Genomic DNA, 25463 nt, shown 5'->3' on the forward strand with positions numbered 1-25463 from the left:
AGGACGGCAGGCAGCGTCGCTAGCATGCTGCGATCGGCAACGTCACTGTTGCAACCCGACCCCGGTCACCCGGACCAGGCGGGCGCGGAGACGACAGGAAGGAGGAGTCCACATGGTTCTCGTTCGTCAGGAGATCGGCGACGTGCTTCGGGACTTCCGCTTGCAGAAGGGCCGGACCCTCCGTCAGGTCGCGTCCAAGGCCAGCGTCGCGCTCGGTTACCTGAGCGAGGTGGAGCGTGGGCAGAAGGAAGCCAGCTCCGAGATCCTCGCCTCGGTGGCCGACGCACTCGACACCCCCATCTCGACCATCATGCGAGAGGTCGGAGACCGTCTCGCCGTCGTCGAGGGACTCACCCCGGTCCCCGACACGCTGCCCGACGACCTCGTCGCCGAGTTCGACAACGACCTCGCGGTGCGCTGACCCGTCCCGCCACGACACGTGACGCCCCTGCCGACCACGGCGGGGGCGTTCGTGCGTCCGGGGGCGTGCGTGCGGCCGTGACAGGTCGTGCTCCCGGCGGTGCTCGTGCGCTCCCGGCGGTGCCGGTGCGCTCCCGGGGCTGCGGGAGGCGTGGCTTCGGCCTCGGTACGCTGGACGGATGCGGGTGAGTGAGTTCTGGCGGGCCGTCGACCAGGTGTTCGGTGCGGCCTACGGTGCCGTCGTCACCCGGGACGTCGTGCTCGAGGAGCTCGGCGGCCGGTCGGCAGCCGAGGCCCTGGACGCCGGGGTCGACACCCGACGGGTCTGGGACGCCCTCTGCGAGTCGCAGGACGTCCCGCTCGACAAGCGGCACGGCAAGGGGCTCGCCGAGCCGCACGACTGACCGGGCGCGGGCTCGCTGGCGGACGCGGGCGGGGGCTCGCTCGCGGGCATCGGTGCTCCGGTGCCGGGCTCGTCGCGGGGCGCCGCGCCCGAACGTGTGTTCGGCGTGTTGCTCGAACGCGTGTTCGATCGGTGCTACGTTCCTCCACAACGGCGCTGTTCCAGAAGCTCGTCCACAGGACCCGCGGTCGTCGGCAGTGATGTCGGTGGCCCGCCCTAGGTTCGAGTCATCGGGAACAGCCCGAAGCCTTGTCGCACAGCACCGGCCCTGCACCACCGGCCGGGGTGGACGCGACAGCCTACAGGCGGCCGACATCGAGCACGAAGGAGCACCCCATGCCATCACCGGCAGACCGCGAGAAGGCCCTGGAGACCGCACTCGCACAGATCGACAGGCAGTTCGGCAAGGGCACGGTCATGCGCCTCGGCTCGGACGACCGGGCACCCGTCGCCACCATCCCCACCGGGTCCGTCGCCCTGGACGTCGCACTCGGCATCGGCGGCCTGCCCCGCGGCCGCATCATCGAGATCTACGGCCCGGAGTCCTCCGGCAAGACGACGCTGACGCTGCACGCCATCGCGAACGCCCAGCGCGCCGGGGGCATCGCAGCCTTCATCGACGCCGAGCACGCGCTCGACCCCGAGTACGCCAAGAAGCTCGGCGTCGACATCGACGCACTCCTCGTGTCGCAGCCCGACACCGGTGAGCAGGCGCTCGAGATCGCGGACATGCTCGTCCGCTCCGGCTCGATCGACCTCATCGTCGTCGACTCGGTCGCGGCGCTCGTGCCCCGCGCCGAGATCGAGGGCGAGATGGGTGACTCGCACGTCGGTCTGCAGGCGCGACTCATGTCGCAGGCGCTCCGCAAGCTCGCGGGTGGCCTGAACCAGACCCAGACCACGATGATCTTCATCAACCAGCTGCGCGAGAAGATCGGTGTGTTCTTCGGCAGCCCCGAGACCACCGCGGGCGGCAAGGCGCTGAAGTTCTACGCCTCGGTGCGCCTCGACATCCGTCGCATCGAGACGCTGAAGAGCGGCACCGACGCCGTCGGCAACCGCACGCGCGTCAAGGTCGTCAAGAACAAGATGGCCCCGCCCTTCAAGCAGGCCGAGTTCGACATCCTGTACGGCACCGGCATCTCCCGCGAGGGCTCGCTGCTCGACTTCGGCGTCGACCACGGCATCGTGAAGAAGTCCGGCGCCTGGTACACGTACGACGGCGACCAGCTCGGGCAGGGCAAGGAGAACTCGCGCTCGTTCCTCATCCAGAACCCGGACATCGCGGCTGACATCGAGGGCAAGATCCTCGTGAAGCTCGGCGTCGGTGGGGCGAAGGAGACGGACGCGAAGGTCGAGCCGATCGCGCCGAAGATCGCGGAGCGCAAGGGCGCGTGACGGACGAGCACGACCACGGCGAGGGTCTCGCACCGGTCACGGACCTGTTCGGTGCGCGATCCCGCCGTGGTCGCCCTCGCGCAGACGACACCGCGGGAGCAGGTGCCGCCGGGGGTGCACCGGGCGTCGATGACGGACCGTCGGTCGCCGCACAGGATTCCTGGGCGGACGACCGTGACGAGGACGGCGCTCCCGCTCCGGCCGAGTGGCTGTCCCCGGTCGTCGGTGACGGCACCGGGCGCAGCGCCCGTGCCGAGCTCGACGGCTACGACACGGACACTGCGGACGCGGCCGGCGCGTCGGTCTTCGCCATCCACTCCGGCGAAGCGCTCGACCCGGCGGATGCGCCGCGACCGATCGAGGAACAGCGCGCGGACGCCGAGCGACTGAGCATGCGCGCGCTGGGTCGCAAGGGCGTCAGCGAGTCCGAGATGCGTCAGGTGCTGACCAAGCAGGACCTCGACCCCGACGTCGTCGAACACGAGGTGGCACGCCTGACGCGCGTCGGTCTGCTCGACGACGTCGCCCTCGCGACCGACCTCGTGGACCGCCTGCACGACCGCAAGGGCCTCGGCCGGCAGGGCGTCGTCGCGGAACTCCGCCGACGGGGCATCGACCAGGCGGCGATCGAAGCCGCGCTCGACGCCGCTGCCGACGACGCGGACGACGAGTTCGTCCGCGCGATCGAGCTCGCCGAGAAGCGCGCCGGGCAGATGCGCGGACTCGACCGGGCGACCGCGGAACGACGACTGAGCGGCTTCCTCATGCGCAAGGGCTACGGCTCGGGCGTGGTGCGGGTCGCGGTGGCCCGGGCGCTCGACGGCGGGCCTCGGCGCCCCTCGCCGGGTGGCGGCGCGGTCCGCTTCGAGTAGCGGCGCGGGTCGGTCCGAGGGGTGCCCGGCAGGGGGCGCCGCTGCATCCCGGTGCATGCGCCTGGACAGCCGGAAGGGTGTGCCTGAGCGCCTCGGACCGGGCCCGGCGGCCGCGCCGTCAGACCTACACTGGGACGATCATGGCCACCGTCGCAGCGCCCACGCGCACCTACGAAGTCCGCACCTACGGGTGCCAGATGAACGTGCACGACTCGGAGCGGCTCAGTGGTTCGCTCCAGGCCGCCGGGTACGTCGCGGCGGACGGCGAGCAGGCCGACGTCGTCGTCATCAACACCTGCGCGGTGCGCGAGAACGCGGACAACCGGCTCTACGGCAACCTCGGGCAGCTCGCGGGCATCAAGCGGGAGCACCCCGGCATGCAGATCGCCGTCGGCGGGTGCCTGGCGCAGAAGGACAAGAACGTCATCCTCGAGAAGGCGCCCTGGGTGGACGTCGTCTTCGGGACGCACAACATGGGATCCCTGCCGACGCTGCTCGAGCGTGCGCGGCACAACGACGAGGCGCAGATCGAGATCCTCGAGGCGCTCGACGTGTTCCCCTCGACCCTGCCGACGAAGCGCGACTCGACGCACAGCGGCTGGGTGTCGATCTCGGTCGGCTGCAACAACACCTGCACGTTCTGCATCGTGCCGTCCCTGCGCGGCAAGGAGAAGGACCGCCGGCCCGGTGACGTCCTCGCCGAGATCCAGGCGCTCGTCGACGACGGCGCGATCGAGGTCACGCTCCTCGGGCAGAACGTCAACTCGTACGGCGTCGAGTTCGGCGACCGCCAGGCCTTCGGCAAGCTGCTGCGAGCGGCCGGTGCGATCGAGGGCCTGGAGCGCGTGCGGTTCACGAGCCCGCACCCGGCCGCCTTCACCGACGACGTGATCGACGCCATGGCCGAGACGCCGAACGTGATGCCGCAGCTGCACATGCCCCTGCAGTCCGGCTCCGACCGGGTGCTCAAGGCGATGCGCCGCAGCTACCGCAGCGAGCGGTTCCTCGGCATCCTCGACCGGGTGCGCGCGAAGATCCCGCACGCCGCGATCTCGACCGACATCATCGTGGGCTTCCCCGGCGAGACCGAGGAGGACTTCCAGGACACCCTCCGCGTCGTCGAGCAGTCCCGGTTCGCCTCGGCGTTCACGTTCCAGTACTCGATCCGACCCGGGACACCGGCCGCGACGATGGACGAGCAACTGCCGAAGGCCGTCGTGCAGGAGCGGTACGAGCGACTCGTCGCGCTGCAGGACCGGATCACCGCCGAGGAGCACGCGAAGCAGGTCGGCCGCACGGTCGAGGTGCTCGTCGCCACCGGTGAGGGCAAGAAGGACGACGCCACGCACCGGCTGTCCGGCCGCGCCGAGGACTCCCGCCTCGTGCACTTCGCGGTGCCGCAGGGCTCCGCGGTGCCACGTCCGGGCGACGTCGTCACGGTCGAGGTCACCCGTGCCGCCCCGCACTTCCTCATCGCGGACGGCGAGGCACCGCTCCGCATCCGCCGCACGCGCGCCGGCGACGCGTGGGACCGCGCCCAGGCGGAGAGCTGCGGGGTCCCCGCTGCGCCGGCCCCCGTCGGGAACGGCCCGCGTCCCGTCTCGCTCGGCCTGCCCACGCTCCGTGTCGGACGCTGAGCCCGCGACCCACGCCGCTGCCGTCGACCTGATCGCCGTCGTCGGCGCGACGGGGACCGGGAAGTCCGAGTTCGCACTCGCGATCGCCGAGCAGCTCGCGCGGTCCGGTCGCGCGGCGGAGATCGTCAACGCCGACGCCATGCAGCTGTACCGCGGCATGGACATCGGGACCGCCAAGCTCGACGTCGCGGAACGGCGGGGTGTGCCGCACCACCAGCTCGACGTGCTCGACGTCACCGACGAGGCCAGTGTCGCGGCCTACCAGCAGGAGGCCCGCGCCGACGTCGAGCGGATCACGGCGTCGGGGTCCGTGGCGCTCCTCGTCGGCGGCAGCGGGCTCTACGTGTCGTCGGTGCTGTTCGACCTCGCGTTCCCGGGCACGGACCCCGAACTGCGCGCACAGCTCGAGCGCGAGCACGCCGAGCTCGGACCGGGCGTGCTCGTCGAACGGCTGCGCGCCCTCGACCCGGCGGCCGCAGCCGACGTCGACCAGCGCAACCCGCGGCGGTTGATCCGGGCACTCGAGATCGCGAGCCGGTCCGAGGTCGTGACCCCGCGCCTCCCGTCCGCGCCCCGCGCCTGGCGACCCGCCCGCGTCCTGCACCTGCACCGCGAACGGACCGCCCTCGTCGAGTCGCTGCACGCGCGCGCAGCGCGCATGTTCGACCGGGGGCTCGTCGACGAGGTGGCCGGCCTGCGAGCGCGGGGACTCGAGCAGGGCCGGACCGCCCGGGCCGCGATCGGCTACTCGCAGGCGCTCGACGTGCTCCACGGGCGGGCGACCGTCGACGAGGCCGTCGAGGCGACCGCGGTCGCGACCCGCAAGTACGCGCGGCGGCAGGTGTCCTGGTTCAAGCGCTACGCCGACGCCGAGGTGCTCGACGTCACCGGGGCCGACGTCGCGGGGCTGCAGGAGGCGGCCCGTAGGATCGTCCCGTGACCGAGCTGCACTTCACCAAGGGCCAGGGGACCGGCAACGACTTCGTCCTGTTCGCCGACCCCGACGCGACGGTCGACCTGACCCCCGAGCGCGTCCGCGCCATCGCCGACCGCCGGTTCGGTGTCGGCGGCGACGGCGTCATCCGCGCGGTCCGCTCCGAGGCGCTGCCCGAGGGACGTCCGCTGCTCGCCGTCGCACCCGAGGCGACGTGGTTCATGGACTACCACAACGCCGACGGCTCGATCGCGGAGATGTGCGGCAACGGCATCCGGGTGTTCGCGCGGTACCTCACCGAGTCCGGGCTCGTCGACCTGGCGCCCGGCGAGACGCTGACCGTCGGCAGCCGGAAGGGGCTCGTCGACGTCCAGCGCACCACGAACGGCTTCTCGGCCGACCTCGGACGGTGGGGGCTCGGCATCGAGGGCGGCGGTGCGAACGACGTGCTGGTCCGTGCCAGGGAGCTCGACGGCGCACGACCGGGCCTGGGGATCGACGTCGGCAACCCGCACGTCGTCGTCGCGGTCGCCACCGAGGACGAGCTGTCCGGTCTCGACCTGACCTACATCCCGGTCCTCGACCCCGCACCGGAAGCCGGGGCGAACGTCGAGTTCGTCCTGCCCGGCGACCCGCTCGTCAAGGACGGCGTGGGCGAGATCACCATGCGCGTGCACGAGCGGGGGAGCGGCGAGACGCTGTCCTGCGGGACCGGGGCGGTCGCCGCCGCCCTGGCGACGCGGTACTGGGCCGGACCGTCCGCGCCGGACACCTGGCGCGTGCGCGTCCCCGGTGGCGTCGTCACCGTGCGGATGTTCGCGGCCGAGGACGGCGAGCACGTGGCGCTCGCGGGGCCGGCGGAGCTGGTGTTCTCGGGGGACCTGACCGTCTGAACGGCGGGCATCCCGCCGGACGGTCACGATCGGGCATCCCGCCGGTCGGGCATCCCGCCGGTCGGGCAACCTGCCGGTCGTGCGGCTGGGCGGCCGGCGACCCGCTACTCGGCGGCGCGGTGCACCCGGATGACGCGGAACCCCTTGGCCGTCGACGCCCGGCTGACCACGAACGCGCCGCCGAGCGTGTCCGCGAGCCACTTCTGCAGTGAGTCGCCACCGAGGTCCTTCGACACGACGAGCCAGGCGTCACCGCCCACCTCGAGCCGCGGCAACCACGTCGTGAGGATGGTGTGCAGTTCGTCCTTGCCGACGCGGATGGGCGGGTTGGACCAGATCGTGCGGAAGCGGAGGTCGGCGGGGACGTCGTCGGGGAGGGCGACGGTGACGTTCTCGGTCCCCGCGGTCTGCGCGTTGGCGCGGGCGAGTCCGAGCACGCGCTCGTTCACGTCGACGCCCCAGACCTGGGCGTCCGGGGACTCGAGCGCCATCGTGATCGCGATCGGGCCCCAGCCGCAGCCGACGTCGAGGAGGGCGCCCTCGGTCGCGGGCGGTGGCACGGCGCCGAGCAGGACGCGGGTGCCGCGGTCGATCCCGTCCGGGCTGAAGACGCCCGCTGCGGTGCTCAGGGTGAGGTCGCGGCCGGCGAGCGTGACGTGCACCTGGCGTTGACGCTCCTCCGACGACGGGTTCGCGGAGAAGTAGTGGTCGTTCGCCATGGAAGAACCGTACCGGCCCACCCGTGTGTCCCGGGCGTGGCGGCGGTACCCTGTGGAGAAGATGACGGAAACGAACATGAACGACGGACGGTCCGACGACAGCGCCGAGGGTGTCGTCGAGCGGGTCCTCCGCAACGCGGACTCCCGAGCCTCCTCGGCGATCTTCGCACCGGCCCAGGCGATCCAGACGCGCTCGGTCGACGACCACGACTGGACCGGCGACGGCGACCAGTACGACCGTGAGGACCGGGCCGCCCTGCGCCGGGTCGCCGGTCTCTCCACCGAACTCGAGGACGTCACCGAGGTCGAGTACCGGCAACTCCGGCTCGAGCAGGTCGTCCTCATCGGCGTGTACCCGCAGGGCGATGCGCAGGACGCCGAGAACTCGCTCCGTGAGCTCGCGGCGCTGGCCGAGACGGCCGGTGCGGTGGTGCTCGACGGGCTGCTGCAGCGACGACCCACGCCCGACCCCTCGACCTACCTGGGGAAGGGCAAGGCCGCCGAGCTCGCGATGGTCGTCAAGGCCACCGGCGCCGACACGGTCATCGCGGACACGGAGCTCGCGCCCTCGCAGCGTCGTGCGCTCGAGGACGTCGTGAAGGTCAAGGTGATCGACCGCACGGCCGTGATCCTCGACATCTTCAGCCAGCACGCCTCCACCCGCGAGGGCAAGGCGCAGGTCGAGCTCGCACAGCTCCAGTACTTGCTGCCGCGTCTGCGCGGTTGGGGTGAGTCGATGTCCCGGCAGGCCGGTGGTCAGGTCTCCGGCGGTGCGGGCATGGGTTCCCGTGGTCCCGGTGAGACGAAGATGGAGCTCGACCGCCGGAAGATCCACACCCGGATGGCCAAGCTCCGTCGGCAGATCGCCGGGTTCACCCCGGCGCGTGAGGCCAAGCGTGCCGACCGCGCCCGCAACGAGGTGCCGAGCGTCGCGATCGCGGGCTACACGAACGCCGGCAAGTCCTCGCTGCTGAACCGGCTGACGAGCGCGGGCGTGCTGGTGCAGAACCAGCTGTTCGCGACGCTGGACGCCACGGTCCGCCGGACCGAGAGCACGAAGGGTCGCGAGTTCACGTTCGTCGACACCGTCGGGTTCGTGCGCAACCTGCCGCACCAGCTGGTGGAGGCGTTCCGGTCCACGCTCGAGGAGGTCGGCCAGGCCGACGTCATCGTGCACGTCGTCGACGGCTCGCACCCCGACCCCGCGGCCCAGCTCGCGACGGTCCGGGAGGTCATCGGCGACGTGGGCGCCCGGGACATCCCCGAGGTGGTCGCGTTCAACAAGGCCGACCTGATCGACGAGTCGCAGCGGCTCGTCCTGGTCGGGCTCGTCCCCGACGCGGTGTTCGTCTCGGCGCGCACCGGCGAGGGCGTCCCCGAGCTGCTCGCCGCGATCGAGGAGCGACTGCCCGAACCGGACGTCGACCTCACCGTGGTGATCCCCTACGACCGCGGCGACCTGGTGTCGTCGCTGCACGACTCCGGCGCGGTCGAGTCGACGGAGTACGTCGAGGACGGCACACGTCTGCGGGTGCGCGTCTTCCAGCGCCAGGTCGCGGAGCTCGACCCCTACGTGGTCGCGCCGGTCGCGGCCGGCTAGGACCGGACCAGAGGACGGACGGGAGGCGCGGTGCCGGCTGGCACCGCGCCTCCCGTCCGTCCGTCGTCGCGTCGGACGSGAGCCGGCCAGGCCGCATCGGTCCGGCGTGGCGCGGCCGCTTCGCCTGCTTGCACCGCTACCTACGCGGCGCGGCGCGGCGTGTCGCGCACGCGCGTTGCGCGAGACGCGGGCGCGCCGCACAACGAGAAGCACGTCGCGCCACGTGATCACGTGGTGCGACGTGCCTCTCGTTGTGCGGCGGTACCGCGAGCCGCGCGTGGTCCGCCGCCGCGGCCGCCCACGGCGATCCGCGACCGCGATCGCCTGCGGCGCCGCGGCTAGATGGAGCGGAGGACCGCGACGACCTTGCCGAGCACGGTCGCGGCGTCGCCGAGGATCGGCTCGAACGCCGAGTTCCGCGGGAGCAGCCAGGTGTGCCCGTCGCGCTGGCGGAAGACCTTGACGGTCGCTTCCTCGTCGAGCATGGCGGCGACGATGTCCCCGTTGTCCGCGGTCTGCTGCGAGCGGACGACCACCCAGTCGCCGTCGCAGATCGCGGCGTCGATCATGGACTCGCCGACGACCTTGAGCATGAACAGGTCACCGGTCCCGACGAGCTGTCGGGGGAGCGGCACGAGTTCGTCGACGTGCTGCTCGGCGGTGATCGGGACGCCGGCGGCGATGCGACCGACGAGCGGCACGAGGGTCGTCGCGTCGACGTCCGGGGTGTCCACGTCGAGCGTGGGCTCGTCGACCAGGACCTCGAGCGCGCGGGGGCGGTTCGGGTCGCGGCGGATCCAGCCGCCGAGCTCGAGCTGGCCGAGCTGGTGGGAGACGCTCGAGAGCGAGGACAGGCCGGCCGCGTCGCCGATCTCGCGCATGCTCGGCGGGTAGCCCCGGTTCGCGACCGACGCACGGATCGCGTCGAGGATCGCCTGCTGCTTCGCCGTCAGCGGCTTCTGGCTCCGCAGTTCGTCCGCCACGTCGTCTCGCCCTTCGTCGGTGCCGGAGCCGGTCGGCGGGAATGTCGGTGGTCCCCGCTTGACTCGTCCCAGTCGATCGAAACAGTATCCGACCGCTCCAGGCCGGACAAACACCTGTTCGAGCGTGTCGGCAGAAAATCCCGCAGAAATCTCTCCCTGGGACTTGTGCGAGGTCTGGTTCGAAACTATGTTCGGTACACGACTTCGGTCCACCCGAACGGGAAGGCAAGAACGACATGAGCACCATCGCCATCGCTGACCACCAGCGCTCCGCGACGACCGCCGTCCGTACACGCCTGCGTCTCACGCGCCGCGGACGCATCGTCTTCACGACCCTCGCCGCGATCCCCCTGTTCGCCGCAGTGGCCGTGGCCGTCCTCAACGGTGGACAGGCCTCCGCCGGTGACGCCTCGCGCGCCGGGTCGACGGTCCACTTCGCGACCGTCACCGTGCAGCCGGGGGAGACCCTGTGGCAGCTCGCCGAGGAGACAGCGCCGCAGGCTGACCCCCGCGACTTCGTGCAGGACGTCGTCAGCCTGAACGCGCTCGACGGGTCGTCGCTGCAGGCGGGCGAGCAGATCGCCATCCCGGCGAAGTACACCCACGGCGACTGAGTCGGAGCGTCGGCCCGCGGGCCGCTCGACCGGCTGGCATGACGGGCAGCGCGGGCCGCTCGGCCGGCTGGCATGACGGGCAGCGCGGGCCGCTCGGCCGGCTGGCATGACGGGCAGCGCAGGTCGCTCGACGGTGGCGTGATCGGTCGCCCGTCAGTCACCGTCCGGACGGCCTGGGGCATGCAGCCCCCGTCGGCCTACGATGGATCGGTGGCAACCTCGCTCGACGACCTCCCCATCCGCGACGACCTCCGCGGGCAGAGCCCGTACGGCGCTCCTCAGAAGCACGTGCGTGTGCAGCTCAACGTCAACGAGAACACGCATCCCGTGCCGCAGGACGTCGCCGACGACATCGTCGCGTCCATCCGGCAGGCGCTGACCACGGTCAACCGGTACCCCGACCGCGAGTTCACGGAGCTCCGCGAGTCCCTGGCCGCGTACCTCGGCCACGGACTCACCGCGGAGCAGCTGTGGGCAGCGAACGGCTCGAACGAGGTCCTGCAGCAGCTCCTGCAGGCGTTCGGGGGCCCGGGTCGCTCGGTGCTCGGCTTCCCGCCCACCTACTCGATGCACTCGATCCTCGCGGCCGGCACCGGGACGACCTGGATCCCGGCAGAGCGTGACGACGAGTTCCGGATCTCGCCGGAGACCGTCGTCGCGGCGATCCGGGAGCACCAGCCCGACATCGTGTTCCTCTGCGGGCCGAACAACCCGACCGGGACCCCGCTGTCGATCGACACGATCCGTGCCGCCTACGACGCGACCGACGGCATCGTGATGGTCGACGAGGCGTACGCCGAGTTCATGCCCGCCGACGCCCCGAGCGCTGTGACGCTCCTGCCGGGACGCGAGCGCCTCGTGGTCTCCCGGACGATGAGCAAGGCGTTCGCCTTCGCGGGCGCCCGCGTCGGGTACATGGCAGCCGACCCCGCCGTGGTCGACGCGGTCCGGCTCGTCCGCCTCCCGTACCACCTGTCCGCCCTGACGCAGGCTGCCGCCGTCGCCGCGCTCCGCCACGCCCCGGAGATGCTCGCGATGGTCGATGACATCAAGGAGCAGCGCGACCGCATGGTGACCGAACTGGCCGCGATGGGCTACCGCACCTACGAGACGTGGTCGAACTTCGTGCTGTTCGGCGGTGTGGCCGATCCGAATGCGGCGTTCGAGGCCCTGCTCGAGCAGGACGTCATCGTCCGGGACCTCGGGATCCCGAACCACCTGCGGGTGAGCGCCGGTACCGAGGAGGAGACCACCGCGTTCCTCGAGGCCATGCGCCGCGTCGCCGTCGACCAGCCCCCGGTTAGGGTTGCAGCATGACCGCCCGTACCGCCGCCATCAGCCGGAGCACGAGCGAGTCGAGCATCGAGCTGTCGCTCGACCTGGACGGCACCGGCTCGTCCGACGTCTCGACGAGCGTGCCCTTCTTCGACCACATGCTCACGGCGTTCAGCAAGCACTCGCTGATCGACCTCCGCGTCCGGTCGACGGGTGACACCGACATCGACGTGCACCACACGGTCGAGGACACCGGCATCGTGCTGGGGCAGGCGATCAAGCAGGCCCTCGGCGACCGGTCCGGCATCGGCCGGTACGGTGACGCCCTCGTGCCGCTCGACGAGGCGCTCGCGCAGGCGGTCGTCGACGTGTCCGGCCGCCCGTACCTCGTGCACACCGGAGAGCCCGAGGGCTTCGCGTTCCACCGGATCGGCGGGCACTTCACCGGCTCGATGGTCCGCCACGTCTTCGAGGCGATCACGGTCAACGCGGGCATCACCGTGCACGTCCGGGTGCTCGGCGGTCGCGACCCGCACCACATCGCCGAGGCCGAGTTCAAGGCGTTCGCCCGGGCGATGCGTCGCGCGGTCGAGCTCGACCCCCGCGTCGACGGCATCCCGTCCACCAAGGGAGCATTGTGACCGAGCTGCTGACCGGCGCGAAGCCGGACGTCGTCGTCCTCGACTACGGGTCCGGCAACGTCCACTCGGCCGCCAAGGCACTCGAGCGCGCCGGGGCGAACGTCACCCTCACGGCCGACAAGCAGGCCGCGCTGCGCGCGGACGGTCTCCTGGTCCCCGGCGTCGGCGCGTTCGCCGCGGTCGTCGACCAGCTCGAAGGGGTGCGCGGCGGCGAGATCGTCGACCACCGCCTGGCCGGCGGACGCCCGGTGCTCGGCATCTGCGTCGGCATGCAGGTGATGTTCGCGCGCGGGATCGAGCGCGGGGTCGACGTCGAGGGCCTCGGACAGTGGCCGGGCACGGTCGAGCAGATCGAGGCCGACGTCCTGCCGCACATGGGGTGGAACACGGTCGAGGCCCCGGCCGACTCGGTGCTCTTCGACGGCCTGCACGACGAGCGGTTCTACTTCGTGCACTCCTACGGTGTCACGGACTTCCCGCTCGATGCCTACGGTCCCTTCCGTGCGCCGGGCCTGACCTGGGCCGAGCACGGGCAGCGGTTCGTCGCGGCGGTCGAGAACGGCCCCCTCACGGCGACGCAGTTCCACCCCGAGAAGTCGGGCGAGCCGGGCATCCGGCTCCTCCGGAACTGGGTGCAGTCGCTCTGATGCCCCGGCTCGGCGCCGCGTCGGCTCGGCTCGCTACGAGATGGCGCCTGCGCCGCGGACGCTCCCGGCGCGTGACCGCCGACCAGCCCCGCAGCGCCCGCGCGACCACGCGCAGCGGACGGTGACCAACCGCCCACGCGACCGCCGCGACGAGCGCGACCCGCGCCTCCAGACCGACACCAGCCCGACCGCCGCGACCAGCACGACCGCCACGACCAGCCCGACCGCCGCGACCAGCCCGACCAGCACGACCACCGCGACCACAGCCACCGACCCCCACCGCACCGGAGCCGACAGGACCATGACCGACCTCACCGCGACCCCGCCCCTCGTCCTGCTCCCCGCCGTCGACGTCGTCGACGGCCAGGCCGTCCGCCTCACGCAGGGCGAGGCCGGCAGCGAGACGTCGTACGGCGACCCGGTCGCCGCCGCCCGCACCTGGCGCGACCAGGGCGCGGAGTGGATCCACCTCGTCGACCTCGACGCGGCGTTCGGCCGTGGCGACAACCGCCGCCTGATCGCGAAGGCGGTCCGCGAGGTCGAGGGCGTGTCGGTCGAGCTCTCCGGCGGGATCCGCGACGACGCCTCGCTCGAGGCGGCCCTCGCGACCGGGGCGGCCCGGGTGAACCTCGGCACCGCGGCGCTCGAGGACCCGGCGTGGGCGGCCCGGGTGATCGGTGAGTACGGCGACCAGATCGCGGTCGGCCTCGACGTCCGCGGCACGACGCTCGCGAGCCGCGGCTGGACCGAGGACGCCGGTGACCTGTGGGAGGTGCTCGACCGCCTCGAGGCCGCCGGCTGCTCGCGCTACGTCGTGACCGACGTCACGAAGGACGGCACGCTCCAGGGCCCGAACGTCGACCTGCTGCGCGAGGTCTGCGACCGCACCGACCAGCCCGTCGTGGCCTCGGGTGGCATCTCGACGCTCGACGACCTCCGTGCGCTGCGCGAGCTGGTGCCGCACGGCCTCGAGGGCGCCATCATCGGCAAGGCGCTCTACTCGGGCGCGTTCACCCTGCCGGCCGCCCTCGACGTCGCCGGGGAGTAACGCCGTGGCGGGCATCTCGAACGGCCGCGGCACCGGTCCCGACGCCGGCGCGGACGCATCGGGGACCGCCGCCGGCGCGGGCGCACCGGGGGCCGCCGCACCGGACGACGCGCACACGCCCGGTGGTGCCGGCGACTCGGCCGGGAACCCGTGGGCCGGGCGGACGTTCGACCACCACGACGAGGCCTACGCCGACGACGACGGCCTGGCCGACCCCGCCGTGGTCGCCGCGGTCCTCGCGTTGCAGCAGGGCGCGTCGCAGCGGGGCGTGGTGGACGCGCTCCGCTCGGCCCGGCTGCTCATCCCGCTCGTCGCGCAGGCCGGCGACGTCGGGCACACGCCCGACGGTCGGCTCGTCGACAAGACCCAGGAGCTGTCGATCGTCACGGTCGCCGGTCCCGACGGCCGCAGCGTCATGCCGGCGTTCACCTCGGCCGAGGCGATGCGGTCCTGGGACCCCGCCGCCCGTCCGGTGCCCGCGGACTCGCGGCGCGTGGCGATGGCCGCGGCGAGCGAGGAGACGCAGCTCGTCGTGCTCGACCCGACCGCGCCGACCGAGTTCGTGCTCCGCCGGCCGGCCGTGTGGGCGATCGGGCAGGACCTGCCGTGGACGCCCTGCTTCGAGGACCCGGAGGTCGCGCAGGCGTTCGCGGACTCGATCGTCGGCGAGGACGCCGTCGCCCGTGTCGAGCTGTCGCCGGGGGACCCGCTCGGCCGGTTCGCGGGTGCCGAACTGACGGTCGGGCTCGCGCTGCGGCCGGGGCTCGACCAGACGGCGGTGCAGCAGCTCGTCGGCCGGCTGCAGGAGCGTTGGACGGCGGACGCCGTCATCGCCGACCGGGTGGACAGCATGCGGGTGGCCCTCCGCCCTGCCTGACGGCCGGCGCGGGTCGCCTCCGGTGGACGGCTCGCCCGACCGTCGGCGCGGGTCGCCTCCGGTGGACGGCTCGCCTGACCGCCGGCCGGGAGGCGCGGGTCGTCCCCGGCGGACCGGCTCTGGTCGGCAGGTGGTGCCGTCCGGTGCGCGTGCGGAAGCCCCGGCGGTGCGCCCGGCGCGGTGCCGGGTCGCCGGTACCATGACGGGGTGAGCACGAACCCGACGACCAGGCCTGGAACCGGCGATCCCGCGGTCGGCCCCACCGGCCGTCCCCGGCGCGAGTTCCCGGTGCCCGAGGAACTCGACGGCCACGGCCCGGCTCGCATCATCGCGCTGTGCAACCAGAAGGGCGGCGTCGGCAAGACCACGACGTCGATCAACCTCGGTGCGGCGCTCGCGGAGTACGGCCGCCGCGTCCTCGCCGTGGACTTCGACCCGCAGGGCGCGCTCTCCGCGGGGCTCGGGGTCCGGACCCACGACATCCCGACGGTCTACGACCTGCTGATGGGTTCCGTGAAGGACCCGAACCAGATCATCCAGCCGACGAACACGCCGGGGCTCGACGTCATCCCGGCCAACATCGACCTGTCCGCGGCCGAGGTGCACCTGGTCAACGAGGTCGCCCGCGAGCAGATCCTGGCGAGCGTCCTCCGCAAGGTCTCGAACGACTACGACCTGATCCTCGTCGACTGCCAGCCCTCGCTCGGGCTCCTCACCGTGAACGCCCTGACCGCGGCGCACGGTGTGCTCATCCCGCTCGAGTGCGAGTTCTTCGCGCTGCGCGGTGTGGCGCTGCTCATCGAGACGATCGACAAGGTGCGCGACCGGCTCAACCCGGCGCTCCGGCTCGACGGCATCCTCGCCACCATGTACGACTCGCGCACACTGCACTCGCGCGAGGTCATGGAGCGCGTCGTCGAGACCTTCGACGACCGCGTGCTCGACACGGTCATCAACCGCACCGTGAAGTTCCCGGACGCCACGGTGTCGGCGCGCCCGATCACCCAGACCGCGCCGGACCACGCCGCCGCGCACGCGTACCGGCAGTTGGCGCGGGAGCTCGTCCAGCGTGGCGCCGTCGCCTGACGCCGCCTCTGCTCGGTCGGCCGACGCGCCGGCCGGCACCACGACGGCGCCCGGTTTCCGGGTGCGGCTGCGCAACTTCGACGGACCGTTCGACCTGCTGCTGTCGCTCATCACGAAGCACGAGCTCGACATCACCGAGGTGTCGCTCGGCGCCGTGACGGGGGAGTTCATCGCCTACGTGCGCCAGGCGGAGTCGGCGGACGAGCTCGACGAGGCCAGCGAGTTCCTCGTCGTGGCCGCGACCCTGCTCGACCTGAAGATCGCCGGCCTCCTGCCGCAGGGCGAACTCGTCGACGCCGAGGACGTCGCCCTGTTGGAGGCCCGCGACCTGCTGTTCGCACGACTGCTGCAGTACCGGGCGTTCAAGCAGGCGGCCGAGTGGTTCGGCGAGCGGTGGCTGACCGAGTCCCGCCGTCACGTCCGCCGAGTGCGCCTGGAGGAACGGTTCCGCGCGCGGACGCCCGAGCTCGTGTGGACCCTGTCGGTGCAGGACTTCGCCGCGATCGCCACGCTCGCCTTCGCGCCGCGTGAGCTGCCGACCGTCGGGCTCGACCACCTGCACGCACCGCTCGTCAGCATCCGTGAGCAGGCCGCCATCGTCGTGTCGATCCTGCGGACGCGCGCCGACGAGGACGTCCCGTTCCGCGAACTGGTCGCGGGCGTCTCGGAGACGGGTATCGTGGTGGCTCGCTTCCTGGCGATCCTGGAGCTGTACCGGAACGCGTCGATCTCGTTCGAGCAGTTCGAACCGCTGGGGGAGCTGACACTCCGGTGGACCGCCGAGGACTGGTCCGACGAGAGCCTCGCCGACCTGGGAGCCGACTATGACGGATGACGCCGTGCCGCACGACGCGGCTGCCGTCGCGCGCCACGGCGGCGCCGGTGCCGAACCCGGGGGAGCGGACGAGGTCGCCGACGCCGCCGCGATCGAGCACGAGCTGCGCGCGGGGGCCGATGCCGCACCCGAGCCGGACCCCGACGAGGGCCGTCGTGCGCCCGTCGACGTCCCCGTCGACCGGCAACTCGAGGCGATCCTGATGATCGCCGACGAGCCGCAGTCGCCCGTCGCCCTCGCGGCCGCGGTCGGCGCACCGGTCCCGGTCGTGCGCCAGGCCCTCGAACGGCTCGTCGCCGACTTCGACGGCGTCGCCGGCACCGTCCGACGTGGCTTCGAGCTGCGCGAGGTCGGCGGTGGCTGGCGCTTCTACGTGCGCGAGGAGCTCGACGCCGTCGTGGAGCAGTTCGTCGAGGCGGAGCGCCCGGCGCGGCTGTCCCAGGCGGCGCTCGAGACCCTGGCCGTCGTGGCCTACAAGCAACCGATCACCCGGTCACAGATCGCCTCGATCCGGGCCGTGAACGTGGACGGCGTGGTCCGCACGCTCGTCGCGCGCGGCCTCATCGAGGAGTCGTTCACCGACGCCGAGACCGGCGCGATCAACTACATCACGTCCGGGCTGCTGCTCCAGCAGCTCGGAATCAACTCGCTCGACGAGCTGCCGCTGATCTCTCCACTCCTGGAGGACGGAACGGGCGGCTTCGGGCAGGACGAAGGGATCCCCGATGGCCGCGTTTGAGGACGGACGACGAGGTGGGCCGCGCGGCGGCTCCGCAGGACGGTCGGGAGGCGCGCCCCGCGACCGCGACGGCGGCTCCGGTCGGTCGGGTGGCCGGCCCGGTGAGGACCGTGGCGGGTACCGCGGACGCGACGAGCGGTCCGGTGGCGACCGTGGTGGGTACCAGGGTCGCGACGACCGCTCCGGCGGGGGCTACCGCGGTCGTGACGAGCGTCCCGCCGGTGGCGGGTACCGGGGTCGTGACGAGCGTCCCGCCGGTGGCGGGTACCGCGGCCGTGATGAGCGTCCCGCCGGTGGCGGATACCGCGGTCGTGACGAGCGTCCCGCCGGTGGCGGGTACCGCGGTCGTGACGAGCGTCCGTCCGGTGGTGACCGTGGTGGGTACCAGGGTCGTGACGACCGCTCCGGTGGCGGCTACCGCGGGCGCGACGAGCGTTCCGCCGGAGGTGGGTACCAGGGCCGCGACGACCGCTCCGGCGGTGGGTACCGCGGACGTGACGAGCGTCCGGCCGGTGGTGGCTACCGGGGTCGTGACGACCGTTCCGGTGGCGACCGTGGTGGGTACCAGGGTCGTGACGACCGCTCCGGCGGTGGGTACCGCGGACGTGACGAGCGTCCGGCCGGTGGTGGCTACCGGGGTCGGGACGAGCGTCCGTCCGGTGGTGACCGTGGTGGGTACCAGGGTCGGGACGACCGTTCCGGTGGCGGCTACCGCGGCCGTGACGAGCGTCCGGCCGGTGGTGGCTACCAGGGTCGGGACGACCGGTCCGGTGGTGGCTACCGGGGTCGTGACGAGCGTCCTGCCGGCGGCGGCTCCCGCGGCCGTGACGACCGTGCCGGCGGCGGCGGCGGCGACCGCGGTCGCTTCGTCGGCCGTGAGGACGACCGACGCGGTGGTGACCGTGGTGGCTTCGTGCGCCGCGAGGACGACCGTGGCGGGTACCGGGGTCGTGACGACCGTTCCGGTGGCGGTGACCGTGGTGGGTACCGGGGTCGGGACGACCGTTCCGGCGGCGGTGACCGTGGTGGGTACCGCGGCCGTGACGAGCGTTCCGGTGGCGGTGACCGTGGTGGGTACCGCGGCCGTGACGACCGCGGCGGCGACCGTCGCCCCACGGGCGGCCGCGACGACCGTCGTGACGACCGCCGGGACCCGGCCCGCGAGGACCGTCGCACGCCCGACGGGCGCCCCAGCACGGTCTGGCACAACGGCCGCCGGTACGTCGGCGGCACCACGACGGCGCGCAACGGCGACCGCCAGGGCGCCTCGGCGCAGCGCGACACCGCCCGCCGCACGACGCCGCGCCCGGAGGGCGCCCGCGACGAGCACGGACTGCCGGTCGAGGGCACGCCCGAGCGGCCGCTGATCCCGGACTGGGACGCGTCCGAGGCGACGTCGACCGCCGGGGGCGAGGCGAGCCTCCAGGCCGACGGTGAGCGCCTGCAGAAGGTGATCGCCGCTGCGGGCGTGGCGTCCCGACGCGTCGCGGAGAACCTGATCGTCGAGGGCCGCGTGACGGTCAACGGCGAGGTCGTGGACGCGCTCGGCCGCCGGGTCGACCCGGCAACCGACGAGATCGCCGTCGACGGTCTGCCGGTGCAGATCGACTCCTCGCGACGGTACGTGCTCCTCAACAAGCCGACCGGCATGGTGTCGAGCCTGCAGGACGAGCGCGGCCGACGCGACCTGTCCGAGTACGTCGACCGCTACGAGGAGCGCCTGTTCAACGTGGGTCGCCTCGATGCCGAGACGTCGGGCCTCCTGCTGCTGACGAACGACGGCGACCTGGCACACGTGCTCGCCCACCCGTCGTTCGGCGTCGCCAAGACCTACATCGCGAAGGTGCACGGCAACGTGAACCCTGCCGTCGTGCAGCGGCTGCTCGAGGGCGTCGACCTCGAGGACGGGCCGATCGCGGCGGACAAGGTGCGGCTCATCGAGTCGTCCCGCGGCGAGTCCCTGGTCGAGGTCACGCTGCACTCGGGCCGCAACCGGATCGTCCGGCGCATGTTCGAGGCGGTCGACCACCCGGTCATCGAGCTCGTCCGGCGGTCGTTCGGTCCGCTCCAGCTCGGGTCGCTGCCGATCGGCAAGACGCGCGAGCTCTCCAAGGTCGAGCTCGGGGGACTGCTCCGCATGGCCCGCGAGGCGAAGGGGACGGCGCAGGACGACGCAGACGAGGAGTCGACGGACTGACGCTCGGTAGGCTGGCGGGGTGACCGACACCCCCGCCGTGCCCGCCGACGTCGACCGACGCCTCCGCGGACCGGTCCGGATCGTCGGCGCCGGCCTGCTCGGGGCGTCGATCGGCCTGGCGCTCCGCGAGAAGGGCGTGGACGTCGTCCTCGACGACGTCTCGCCCGCAGCCCTCGCGCTCGCCGTCGACTACGGCGCCGGCCGACGCCCCGCCGACGGCGACGCCCCCGAACTCGTGGTCGTCGCGGTGCCCCCGGACGTCGTGGCGACGGTCGTCGAACGGGAACTCGCGGCCTGGCCCCGCGCGATCGTCACCGACGTCGCCAGCGTCAAGACGGGACCGCTCGAGCGGCTGCTCGCCGCCGGAGCCGACGTCGGCCGGTACATCGGCTCGCACCCGATGGCCGGACGCGAGCGGAGCGGTCCGACCGCCGCCCGCGCCGACCTGTTCGTCGGACGCCCCTGGGTGATCGCCGGGCACGACGCGATCTCCTACCAGCGTGCGGCGGTCGTCGAGGACCTCGCGCTCGACGTCGGTGCGACGGTCGTGCCGATGGACCCCGAGGCGCACGACCTCGCGGTGGCGTACGTGTCCCACGCCCCGCAGCTCGTCTCGACGCTCATGGCGGCGCGGCTGCAGGCGGCACCGGACGGGTCGCTCGACCTGGCCGGCGGCGGGGTCCGCGACGTCACCCGGATCGCCGCGAGCGACCCCGGCCTGTGGGTGCAGATCATCGGCGCGAACGCGGGGCACATCCGCCCCGTGCTCACCGACCTGCGCGACGACCTCGACCGGGTGATCGCGGCGCTCGGCGACCCGGACGCCGCGGGCGCGCCCCGAACGATCGCCGAGACGATCGCCGCCGGCAACCGCGGGGTCGAGCGGCTGCCCGGCAAGCACGGCACCACGAAGCGCTTCGCCCGGGTGGTCGTCCTCGTCGACGACACCCCGGGCCAGATCGCCGCGCTCCTCGCGTTCATCGGGGAGATCGGCATCAACCTCGAGGACATGCGCCTCGAGCACTCACCGGGCGCACCGATCGGCATCGTCGAGGTGTCGGTCGTGCCCGAGCAGGAACAGCGACTCGTCGAGGAACTCGAGGGTCGCGGATGGAGGATCGCAGCAGCATGGGCCTGAACAACGAGACGACCCCGACCGCGCACGACTCCGGCGTCACCGGCGGTCCGGACGGGCCCGACACCGGGCTGCCGACACCGGGGAACCCCACCGGGCCGCTCGGCGGCGGCGACGTCGCCGGTGGGCTGGACGGGCAGGGCGGCGGCGAGCCCGGCTCGACGAGCGCCCCGGTCCCGTCCGGGTTGCCCGCGGGTGCCTTCGTCGCGAAGACCGTCATCGCCGTCGACGGCCCGGCCGGCAGCGGCAAGTCGAGCGTCTCCCGTGCGGCCGCACGCGTGCTCGGCTTCGGCTACCAGGACACCGGGGCCGCGTACCGCGCCCTCGCCTGGCACGCGCTGCAGCAGCGCGTCGACCTGGACGACCCGGCGGCCGTCCTCGCGAGCTGGGACACCTTCGACTACGCGATCGGCACCGACCCCGACGACTACTTCGTCCGCGTGGGCGACACCGACGTGACCGACGCGATCCGCACGCCCGAGGTCACCGCAGCCGTCGCCCACATCGCGAAGCTCCCGGAGGTCCGCGAGCGGCTCGTCCAGCTCTTCCGCCAGGTCATGCGGAAGGCCGACGCGCAGGGCATCATCACCGAGGGACGCGACATCACGACCGTCGTCGCACCCGACGCCGAGGTCCGGATCCTGCTGACCGCCGACGAGTCGGTTAGGATGGCCCGACGCTCGGCTGAGGTCACGACCCAGTCGGCCGCCGAGACCTCCGCCGCACTCGCCCGACGCGACGCGGCGGACGCGAAGGTCGTCGACTTCATGAACGCCGCGGACGGTGTCACGACGCTCGACTCCACCGACCTCGACTTCGACCAGACCGTCCAGGCGGTCGTCGACCTGGCCCGAGCGGCCACGCACTGACGCGAGACCGGGCGCCGTCCGGTCACCACGACCGGGCAGCCGGTCACCAGGACCGGGCAGTCCGGTCACCAGGACCGGGCAGCCGGTCACCAGGACCGGTTCCCCGGCCACCACGGCCGGGGGACCGGCCCGGCCGGGAACGGCCACCGACACCGCGGCCCGACCGCACACGAGGAAACGACATGGCCCAACAGGACAGCCCCGACAACGACGACTTCCCGGAGTACGACGACGCCCTGGGTGAGCGGCTCGCCGGTCTCGACGAGGCCGAGGCCGACCAGCGGGCGGACGCGCTCCGCGCCGGCCTGGACGAGTACGAGCTCGACGACGAGGACGTCGCGCTCCTCGACGCCGGCACCATCGGCGAGGACGGCCTGCACTACCTGCCTGCCTACCCGGTGCTCGCGATCGTCGGACGGCCGAACGTCGGCAAGTCCGCGCTCGTCAACCGCATCATCGGTCGCCGCGAGGCCGTCGTCCAGGACGTCCCCGGCGTCACCCGCGACCGCGTCTCGTACAAGGCCGAGTGGAACGACAAGCGATTCACCCTCGTCGACACCGGCGGGTGGGAGCCCGACGCCCGCGGCATCAACGCCTCGGTCGCCGCCCAGGCCGAGGTCGCGGTCGACCTCGCCGACGCCGTCCTGTTCGTCGTCGACGTCACGGTCGGCATCACCGCGACCGACGAACACGTCGTGAAGATGCTGCGCGGCACCGACCGCCCGGTCATCGTCGCCGCCAACAAGGCCGATGACGACCGTCGCGACCTCGACGCGTTCGAGCTCTGGAACCTGGGTCTCGGCGAGCCGCACCCGGTCTCGGCGCTGCACGGCCGCGGCGTCGCGGACCTGATGGACCTCATCATCAAGACGCTCCCCGACACGTCGGCCGTCGCCAAGCAGGAGGTCGGCGGGCCCCGACGCGTCGCCATCCTGGGCCGCCCGAACGTCGGCAAGAGCTCGCTGCTCAACAAGGCGGCGGGCGAGGAGCGCGTGGTCGTCAACGACCTCGCCGGCACCACCCGCGACCCGGTCGACGAGCAGATCGAGCTCGGCGGCAAGATCTGGCGCTTCGTCGACACCGCGGGCATCCGCAAGCGCGTGCACCTGCAGCAGGGCGCCGACTTCTACGCGTCGCTCCGCACCACCGCGGCGCTCGAGAAGGCCGAGGTCGCGGTCGTCGTGCTCGACGTCACCGAACCCGTGTCGACGCAGGACCTCCGCATCATCGACCTGGTGCTCGAGTCCGGCCGGGCACTCGTCCTGGCCTACAACAAGTGGGACCTGCTCGACGACGACCGCCGCCGCTACCTGGAGCGCGAGATCGAGCAGGACCTGGCGCACGTCGCCTGGGCCCCGCGCGTGAACATCTCCGCACGCACCGGACGCCACCTCGAGAAGCTCGTCCCGGCCCTCGAGACCGCGCTCGAGTCGTGGGACACCCGCATCCCGACCGGCAAGGTCAACGCCTTCATCGCCGAGCTCGTGCAGGAGCACCCGCACCCGGTCCGCGGCGGCAAGCAGCCCCGCATCCTGTTCGGGACCCAGGCGTCGAGCCAGCCGCCGACGTTCGTCCTGTTCACGTCGGCGTTCCTCGACCCGCAGTACCGCCGCTTCATCACGCGCCGTCTGCGCGAGGTGTGGGGCTTCTCGGGTACCCCGATCAACGTGAACATGCGGGTGCGCGAGCGCCGGAAGCGCACCTGATCCGAGCGGATCCGGACGAGACACGGCGAGTGGCGGTCATCCCGTCACTCGCCGTCGTCGTCCGGGCGGCGGGCGGTGGACCGCGGTCGTCTGCGTGGTCTGCGAACGTCGGGTGCGCGGCGGACGGGAGGCGCGGTGTCGGACCGCCCCGCCGGATGCGGCACCATGGACTCGTGCGTCTCCCCGTCCTCGCCGACCGTCTGTGGTGTCGGCTGCACCTCGACCGCCTGGCCGGCGGTCGCCAGGCCGAGTACGTCATCCGCGAGGACATGCTCGCCCACCCCGACACCGTGCGGTCGTTCCGGTGGATCCGCTGGCTGCTCGTCGGTGAGACCGTCGTCGGGCTCGCCGCCATCGTGATCGCCGTGCTGCTCACCCGTGCGGGTGAGACCGTCGCATGGGCGGTGTGGTTCCGCGCGACCGTGGTGCTGCTCATCACCCTGACGCTCTACGTGTTCGCGTGGCGCGCGCAGTTGGGCTACTACTGGGCGTACCAGCGAGTGCGGCTCTTCAGCCGGATCTTCCCGATCGTGACGCTCGTCGTCGCAGCGATCCCCGGGCTCTACCCGTTCTGGATGGTCATCGAGCAGATCGTCTTCTCGCTGCTTATGATCGGGATCGGCGACGTCCTGACGAGCGACCACATGCGATCGACGTTCCCGAAGCCGGACCGCGCGCGGGTGACGGGTCGGCACTAGTCGTCGCGGAGCACGCCCGCGACGACCAGGGGACAACGGGAGCCAGGTGGGTCCGAGGCGCGCGGAGCAGGGTCGACGCATGACGAACGACACGCTCCCCGGGGGCACGTACGACCTCGGCGACCTCGAGGTCACCCGCTTCGGCTACGGCGCCATGCAGCTCGCGGGCCCGCAGGTCTTCGGACCGCCCGAGGACCGCGACGAAGCCGTCCGGGTCCTCCGCACCGCCGTCGAGCTCGGGGTCACGCACATCGACACCGCGGACTTCTACGGCCCGCACGTCACGAACGAGATCATCCGCGAGGCCCTGCACCCGTACCCGGACGACCTGCACATCGTCACGAAGGTCGGCAGTCGGCGGAACGCGAAGGGACAGTGGCCGCCGGCGCGGAAGCCCGAGCAGCTGGTCGAGGACGTGCACGCGAACCTCGAGCGTCTCGGCGTCGAGCAGCTCGACGTCGTCAACCTCCGCGTCGGCGGCTTCGACGCGCCCGAGCCCGGCAGCATCGCGCCGCAGTTCGAGGCGCTGGCCGAACTCCGGCAGCAGGGGCTCATCCGGCACCTCGGCCTGTCGACCGTCACCGGCGCGCAGCTCGTCGAGGCGCTCGCCATCGCTCCGGTCGTGTGCGTGCAGAACATGTACAACGTCGCGCAGCGAGCCGACGACGACCTGGTCGACCTGACCGCGGCCGAGGGGATCGCCTTCGTGCCCTACTTCCCGCTCGGCGGGTTCTCGCCCATCCAGTCGAGCGCGCTCGACACCGTCGCGGAGCGCCTGGGGGAGTCGCGGCTGTCGGTCGCGCTCGCCTGGCTGCTGCAGCGCTCGCCGAACATCCTGCTCATCCCGGGCACGTCGTCGGTCGAGCACCTGCGCGCGAACGTCGCCGGCGCGGGCATCACCCTGCCGGCGGACGCGCTCGCCGAGCTGGACGCCATCGGCGCCGCCTGACGCGTCGGGGGCGCGGGTGCCGGTCGCCTGCGCCGGTGTGGAACGGCCCGGCACCGACGTCCGCACAACCAGAAGCGCGTCGCACCACGCGATTCCGTGGTGCGACGTGCTCCCGGTTGTGCGGGAGCACTCCGCGCCGCGGGACGGTCATGACGGTGCGCGGGGGCGGTACGCACGGCCGTGCGGACGTCTGCACAAGCGAAAGCACGTCGCGCCACGCGATTCCGTGGTGCGACGTGCTCCCGGTTGTTCGGAAGCATTCCGCGCCGCTGAAGAGCGGGACGGCCG

Annotated in this window: 26 protein-coding genes; 23 read left to right on the forward strand and 3 right to left on the reverse strand. The window is 72.6% G+C overall.

From position 1 onward, the window contains the following. Window positions 1-112: 112 nt before the first annotated feature. From BEP24_RS02255 to dapF, 7 genes are all read left to right on the forward strand, one after another. Window positions 113-421 carry a helix-turn-helix transcriptional regulator gene (locus tag BEP24_RS02255; RefSeq protein WP_058742950.1) on the forward strand — a complete coding sequence of 103 codons (309 nt, stop codon included), beginning with the start codon at window positions 113-115 and terminating at the stop codon, window positions 419-421. A gap of 178 nt (window positions 422-599) precedes the next feature. After that, window positions 600-824 (forward strand): DUF3046 domain-containing protein, encoded by a 225-nt coding sequence (locus tag BEP24_RS02260; protein ID WP_065959838.1) that lies wholly within the window; start codon window positions 600-602, stop codon window positions 822-824. A gap of 335 nt (window positions 825-1159) precedes the next feature. Next, window positions 1160-2221, forward strand: coding sequence for a recombinase RecA (gene recA / locus BEP24_RS02265; RefSeq protein ID WP_065959841.1), 1062 nt, complete (start codon window positions 1160-1162; stop codon window positions 2219-2221). Further along, window positions 2218-3093 carry a regulatory protein RecX gene (locus BEP24_RS16320; RefSeq protein WP_083230006.1) on the forward strand — a complete coding sequence of 292 codons (876 nt, stop codon included), beginning with the start codon at window positions 2218-2220 and terminating at the stop codon, window positions 3091-3093. The genes recA and BEP24_RS16320 overlap by 4 nt, the downstream gene beginning before the upstream one ends. 140 nt (window positions 3094-3233) lie before the next feature. After that, a complete protein-coding gene (miaB, locus tag BEP24_RS02275) occupies window positions 3234-4730 on the forward strand; it encodes a tRNA (N6-isopentenyl adenosine(37)-C2)-methylthiotransferase MiaB (protein WP_065959843.1) in 1497 nt (498 codons plus the stop codon). Continuing rightward, window positions 4717-5670: a tRNA (adenosine(37)-N6)-dimethylallyltransferase MiaA gene (miaA, locus tag BEP24_RS02280; protein WP_171898699.1), complete on the forward strand. Its 954-nt coding sequence runs from the start codon at window positions 4717-4719 to the stop codon at window positions 5668-5670. The genes miaB and miaA overlap by 14 nt, the downstream gene beginning before the upstream one ends. Further along, window positions 5667-6557: a diaminopimelate epimerase gene (gene dapF / locus BEP24_RS02285; protein WP_065959845.1), complete on the forward strand. Its 891-nt coding sequence runs from the start codon at window positions 5667-5669 to the stop codon at window positions 6555-6557. The genes miaA and dapF overlap by 4 nt, the downstream gene beginning before the upstream one ends. Window positions 6558-6661: 104 nt before the next feature. On the opposite strand, the gene BEP24_RS02290 is transcribed toward dapF, so the two are convergent. After that, window positions 6662-7276, reverse strand: coding sequence for a methyltransferase (locus BEP24_RS02290; RefSeq protein WP_065959846.1), 615 nt, complete (start codon window positions 7274-7276; stop codon window positions 6662-6664). 61 nt (window positions 7277-7337) lie between these two features. Here BEP24_RS02290 and hflX point away from each other — a divergent pair, with 61 nt between their 5' ends. Next, window positions 7338-8876, forward strand: coding sequence for a GTPase HflX (gene hflX, locus BEP24_RS02295; RefSeq protein WP_065959931.1), 1539 nt, complete (start codon window positions 7338-7340; stop codon window positions 8874-8876). Window positions 8877-9214: 338 nt separating this feature from the next. Here the strand turns inward: hflX and lexA are convergent, their stop codons facing one another. Next, window positions 9215-9859: a transcriptional repressor LexA gene (lexA, locus tag BEP24_RS02300; RefSeq protein WP_065959848.1), complete on the reverse strand. Its 645-nt coding sequence runs from the start codon at window positions 9857-9859 to the stop codon at window positions 9215-9217. Between the two features lie 236 nt (window positions 9860-10095). On the opposite strand from lexA, the gene BEP24_RS02305 reads away from it, so the two are divergent. From BEP24_RS02305 to BEP24_RS02345, 9 genes are all read left to right on the forward strand, one after another. Beyond that, entirely contained in the window at window positions 10096-10473 is a 378-nt protein-coding gene (locus BEP24_RS02305; protein ID WP_065959850.1) for a LysM peptidoglycan-binding domain-containing protein, read from the forward strand. 210 nt (window positions 10474-10683) lie between these two features. Next, window positions 10684-11790: a histidinol-phosphate transaminase gene (locus tag BEP24_RS02310; RefSeq protein ID WP_141693322.1), complete on the forward strand. Its 1107-nt coding sequence runs from the start codon at window positions 10684-10686 to the stop codon at window positions 11788-11790. Further along, window positions 11787-12389, forward strand: coding sequence for an imidazoleglycerol-phosphate dehydratase HisB (gene hisB, locus BEP24_RS02315; RefSeq protein WP_065959853.1), 603 nt, complete (start codon window positions 11787-11789; stop codon window positions 12387-12389). Before BEP24_RS02310 ends, hisB begins: the two co-directional genes overlap by 4 nt. Then, a complete protein-coding gene (gene hisH, locus BEP24_RS02320; RefSeq protein WP_253181533.1) occupies window positions 12386-13036 on the forward strand; it encodes an imidazole glycerol phosphate synthase subunit HisH in 651 nt (216 codons plus the stop codon). The genes hisB and hisH overlap by 4 nt, the downstream gene beginning before the upstream one ends. 301 nt (window positions 13037-13337) lie before the next feature. Continuing rightward, entirely contained in the window at window positions 13338-14084 is a 747-nt protein-coding gene (gene priA, locus BEP24_RS02325) for a bifunctional 1-(5-phosphoribosyl)-5-((5-phosphoribosylamino)methylideneamino)imidazole-4-carboxamide isomerase/phosphoribosylanthranilate isomerase PriA (RefSeq protein WP_065959937.1), read from the forward strand. 4 nt (window positions 14085-14088) lie between these two features. Further along, the gene (locus BEP24_RS02330) at window positions 14089-14961 is read left to right on the forward strand and encodes an SseB family protein (protein ID WP_065959854.1); all 873 of its coding nucleotides are present in this window, start codon (window positions 14089-14091) and stop codon (window positions 14959-14961) included. Window positions 14962-15168: 207 nt separating this feature from the next. Further along, on the forward strand, window positions 15169-16047 hold the full coding sequence (locus BEP24_RS02335; protein ID WP_065959856.1) for a ParA family protein: 879 nt from the start codon (window positions 15169-15171) through the stop codon (window positions 16045-16047). A gap of 61 nt (window positions 16048-16108) precedes the next feature. Then, window positions 16109-16882, forward strand: a complete 774-nt coding sequence (locus BEP24_RS02340; protein ID WP_171898700.1) for a ScpA family protein — start codon at window positions 16109-16111, stop codon at window positions 16880-16882. Then, entirely contained in the window at window positions 16872-17621 is a 750-nt protein-coding gene (locus BEP24_RS02345) for an SMC-Scp complex subunit ScpB (RefSeq protein WP_083230007.1), read from the forward strand. Before BEP24_RS02340 ends, BEP24_RS02345 begins: the two co-directional genes overlap by 11 nt. On the opposite strand, the gene BEP24_RS17910 is transcribed toward BEP24_RS02345, so the two are convergent. After that, window positions 17524-18828 carry a hypothetical protein gene (locus tag BEP24_RS17910; RefSeq protein ID WP_253181534.1) on the reverse strand — a complete coding sequence of 435 codons (1305 nt, stop codon included), beginning with the start codon at window positions 18826-18828 and terminating at the stop codon, window positions 17524-17526. The genes BEP24_RS02345 and BEP24_RS17910 overlap by 98 nt on opposite strands. A gap of 234 nt (window positions 18829-19062) precedes the next feature. On the opposite strand from BEP24_RS17910, the gene BEP24_RS17915 reads away from it, so the two are divergent. The 6 genes from BEP24_RS17915 to BEP24_RS02375 all read left to right on the forward strand — a co-directional run bounded on the left by BEP24_RS17915 (window position 19063) and on the right by BEP24_RS02375 (window position 25175). Then, window positions 19063-19818 carry a pseudouridine synthase gene (locus BEP24_RS17915; RefSeq protein ID WP_065959940.1) on the forward strand — a complete coding sequence of 252 codons (756 nt, stop codon included), beginning with the start codon at window positions 19063-19065 and terminating at the stop codon, window positions 19816-19818. Between the two features lie 19 nt (window positions 19819-19837). Next, entirely contained in the window at window positions 19838-20956 is a 1119-nt protein-coding gene (locus tag BEP24_RS02355; protein WP_253181536.1) for a prephenate dehydrogenase, read from the forward strand. 182 nt (window positions 20957-21138) lie between these two features. Next, window positions 21139-21822, forward strand: coding sequence for a (d)CMP kinase (cmk, locus tag BEP24_RS02360; RefSeq protein ID WP_253181540.1), 684 nt, complete (start codon window positions 21139-21141; stop codon window positions 21820-21822). A 182-nt stretch (window positions 21823-22004) separates the two neighbouring features. Further along, a complete protein-coding gene (der, locus tag BEP24_RS02365) occupies window positions 22005-23528 on the forward strand; it encodes a ribosome biogenesis GTPase Der (protein WP_065959859.1) in 1524 nt (507 codons plus the stop codon). Window positions 23529-23701: 173 nt separating this feature from the next. Next, window positions 23702-24226 (forward strand): hypothetical protein, encoded by a 525-nt coding sequence (locus tag BEP24_RS02370; protein WP_253181537.1) that lies wholly within the window; start codon window positions 23702-23704, stop codon window positions 24224-24226. Between the two features lie 79 nt (window positions 24227-24305). Then, on the forward strand, window positions 24306-25175 hold the full coding sequence (locus BEP24_RS02375; protein ID WP_065959862.1) for an oxidoreductase: 870 nt from the start codon (window positions 24306-24308) through the stop codon (window positions 25173-25175). Window positions 25176-25463: the final 288 nt, after the last annotated feature.

This window comes from Curtobacterium sp. UCD-KPL2560, assembly GCF_001705035.1.
In the GTDB taxonomy this organism is placed as follows: domain Bacteria; phylum Actinomycetota; class Actinomycetes; order Actinomycetales; family Microbacteriaceae; genus Curtobacterium.

What these genes read in the sequence shown, in the direction of transcription:
- der (WP_065959859.1), top strand. Translation starts at nt 22,005, where the DNA reads ATGGCCCAACAGGACAGCCCCGACAACGACGACTTCCCGGAGTACGAC.
- BEP24_RS02305 (WP_065959850.1), top strand. Translation starts at nt 10,096, where the DNA reads ATGAGCACCATCGCCATCGCTGACCACCAGCGCTCCGCGACGACCGCC.
- BEP24_RS02255 (WP_058742950.1), top strand. Translation starts at nt 113, where the DNA reads ATGGTTCTCGTTCGTCAGGAGATCGGCGACGTGCTTCGGGACTTCCGC.
- miaB (WP_065959843.1), top strand. Translation starts at nt 3,234, where the DNA reads ATGGCCACCGTCGCAGCGCCCACGCGCACCTACGAAGTCCGCACCTAC.
- BEP24_RS02375 (WP_065959862.1), top strand. Translation starts at nt 24,306, where the DNA reads ATGACGAACGACACGCTCCCCGGGGGCACGTACGACCTCGGCGACCTC.
- hflX (WP_065959931.1), top strand. Translation starts at nt 7,338, where the DNA reads ATGACGGAAACGAACATGAACGACGGACGGTCCGACGACAGCGCCGAG.
- BEP24_RS02345 (WP_083230007.1), top strand. Translation starts at nt 16,872, where the DNA reads ATGACGGATGACGCCGTGCCGCACGACGCGGCTGCCGTCGCGCGCCAC.
- priA (WP_065959937.1), top strand. Translation starts at nt 13,338, where the DNA reads ATGACCGACCTCACCGCGACCCCGCCCCTCGTCCTGCTCCCCGCCGTC.
- recA (WP_065959841.1), top strand. Translation starts at nt 1,160, where the DNA reads ATGCCATCACCGGCAGACCGCGAGAAGGCCCTGGAGACCGCACTCGCA.
- BEP24_RS02260 (WP_065959838.1), top strand. Translation starts at nt 600, where the DNA reads ATGCGGGTGAGTGAGTTCTGGCGGGCCGTCGACCAGGTGTTCGGTGCG.
- BEP24_RS02290 (WP_065959846.1), bottom strand. Translation starts at nt 7,276, where the DNA reads ATGGCGAACGACCACTACTTCTCCGCGAACCCGTCGTCGGAGGAGCGT.
- hisB (WP_065959853.1), top strand. Translation starts at nt 11,787, where the DNA reads ATGACCGCCCGTACCGCCGCCATCAGCCGGAGCACGAGCGAGTCGAGC.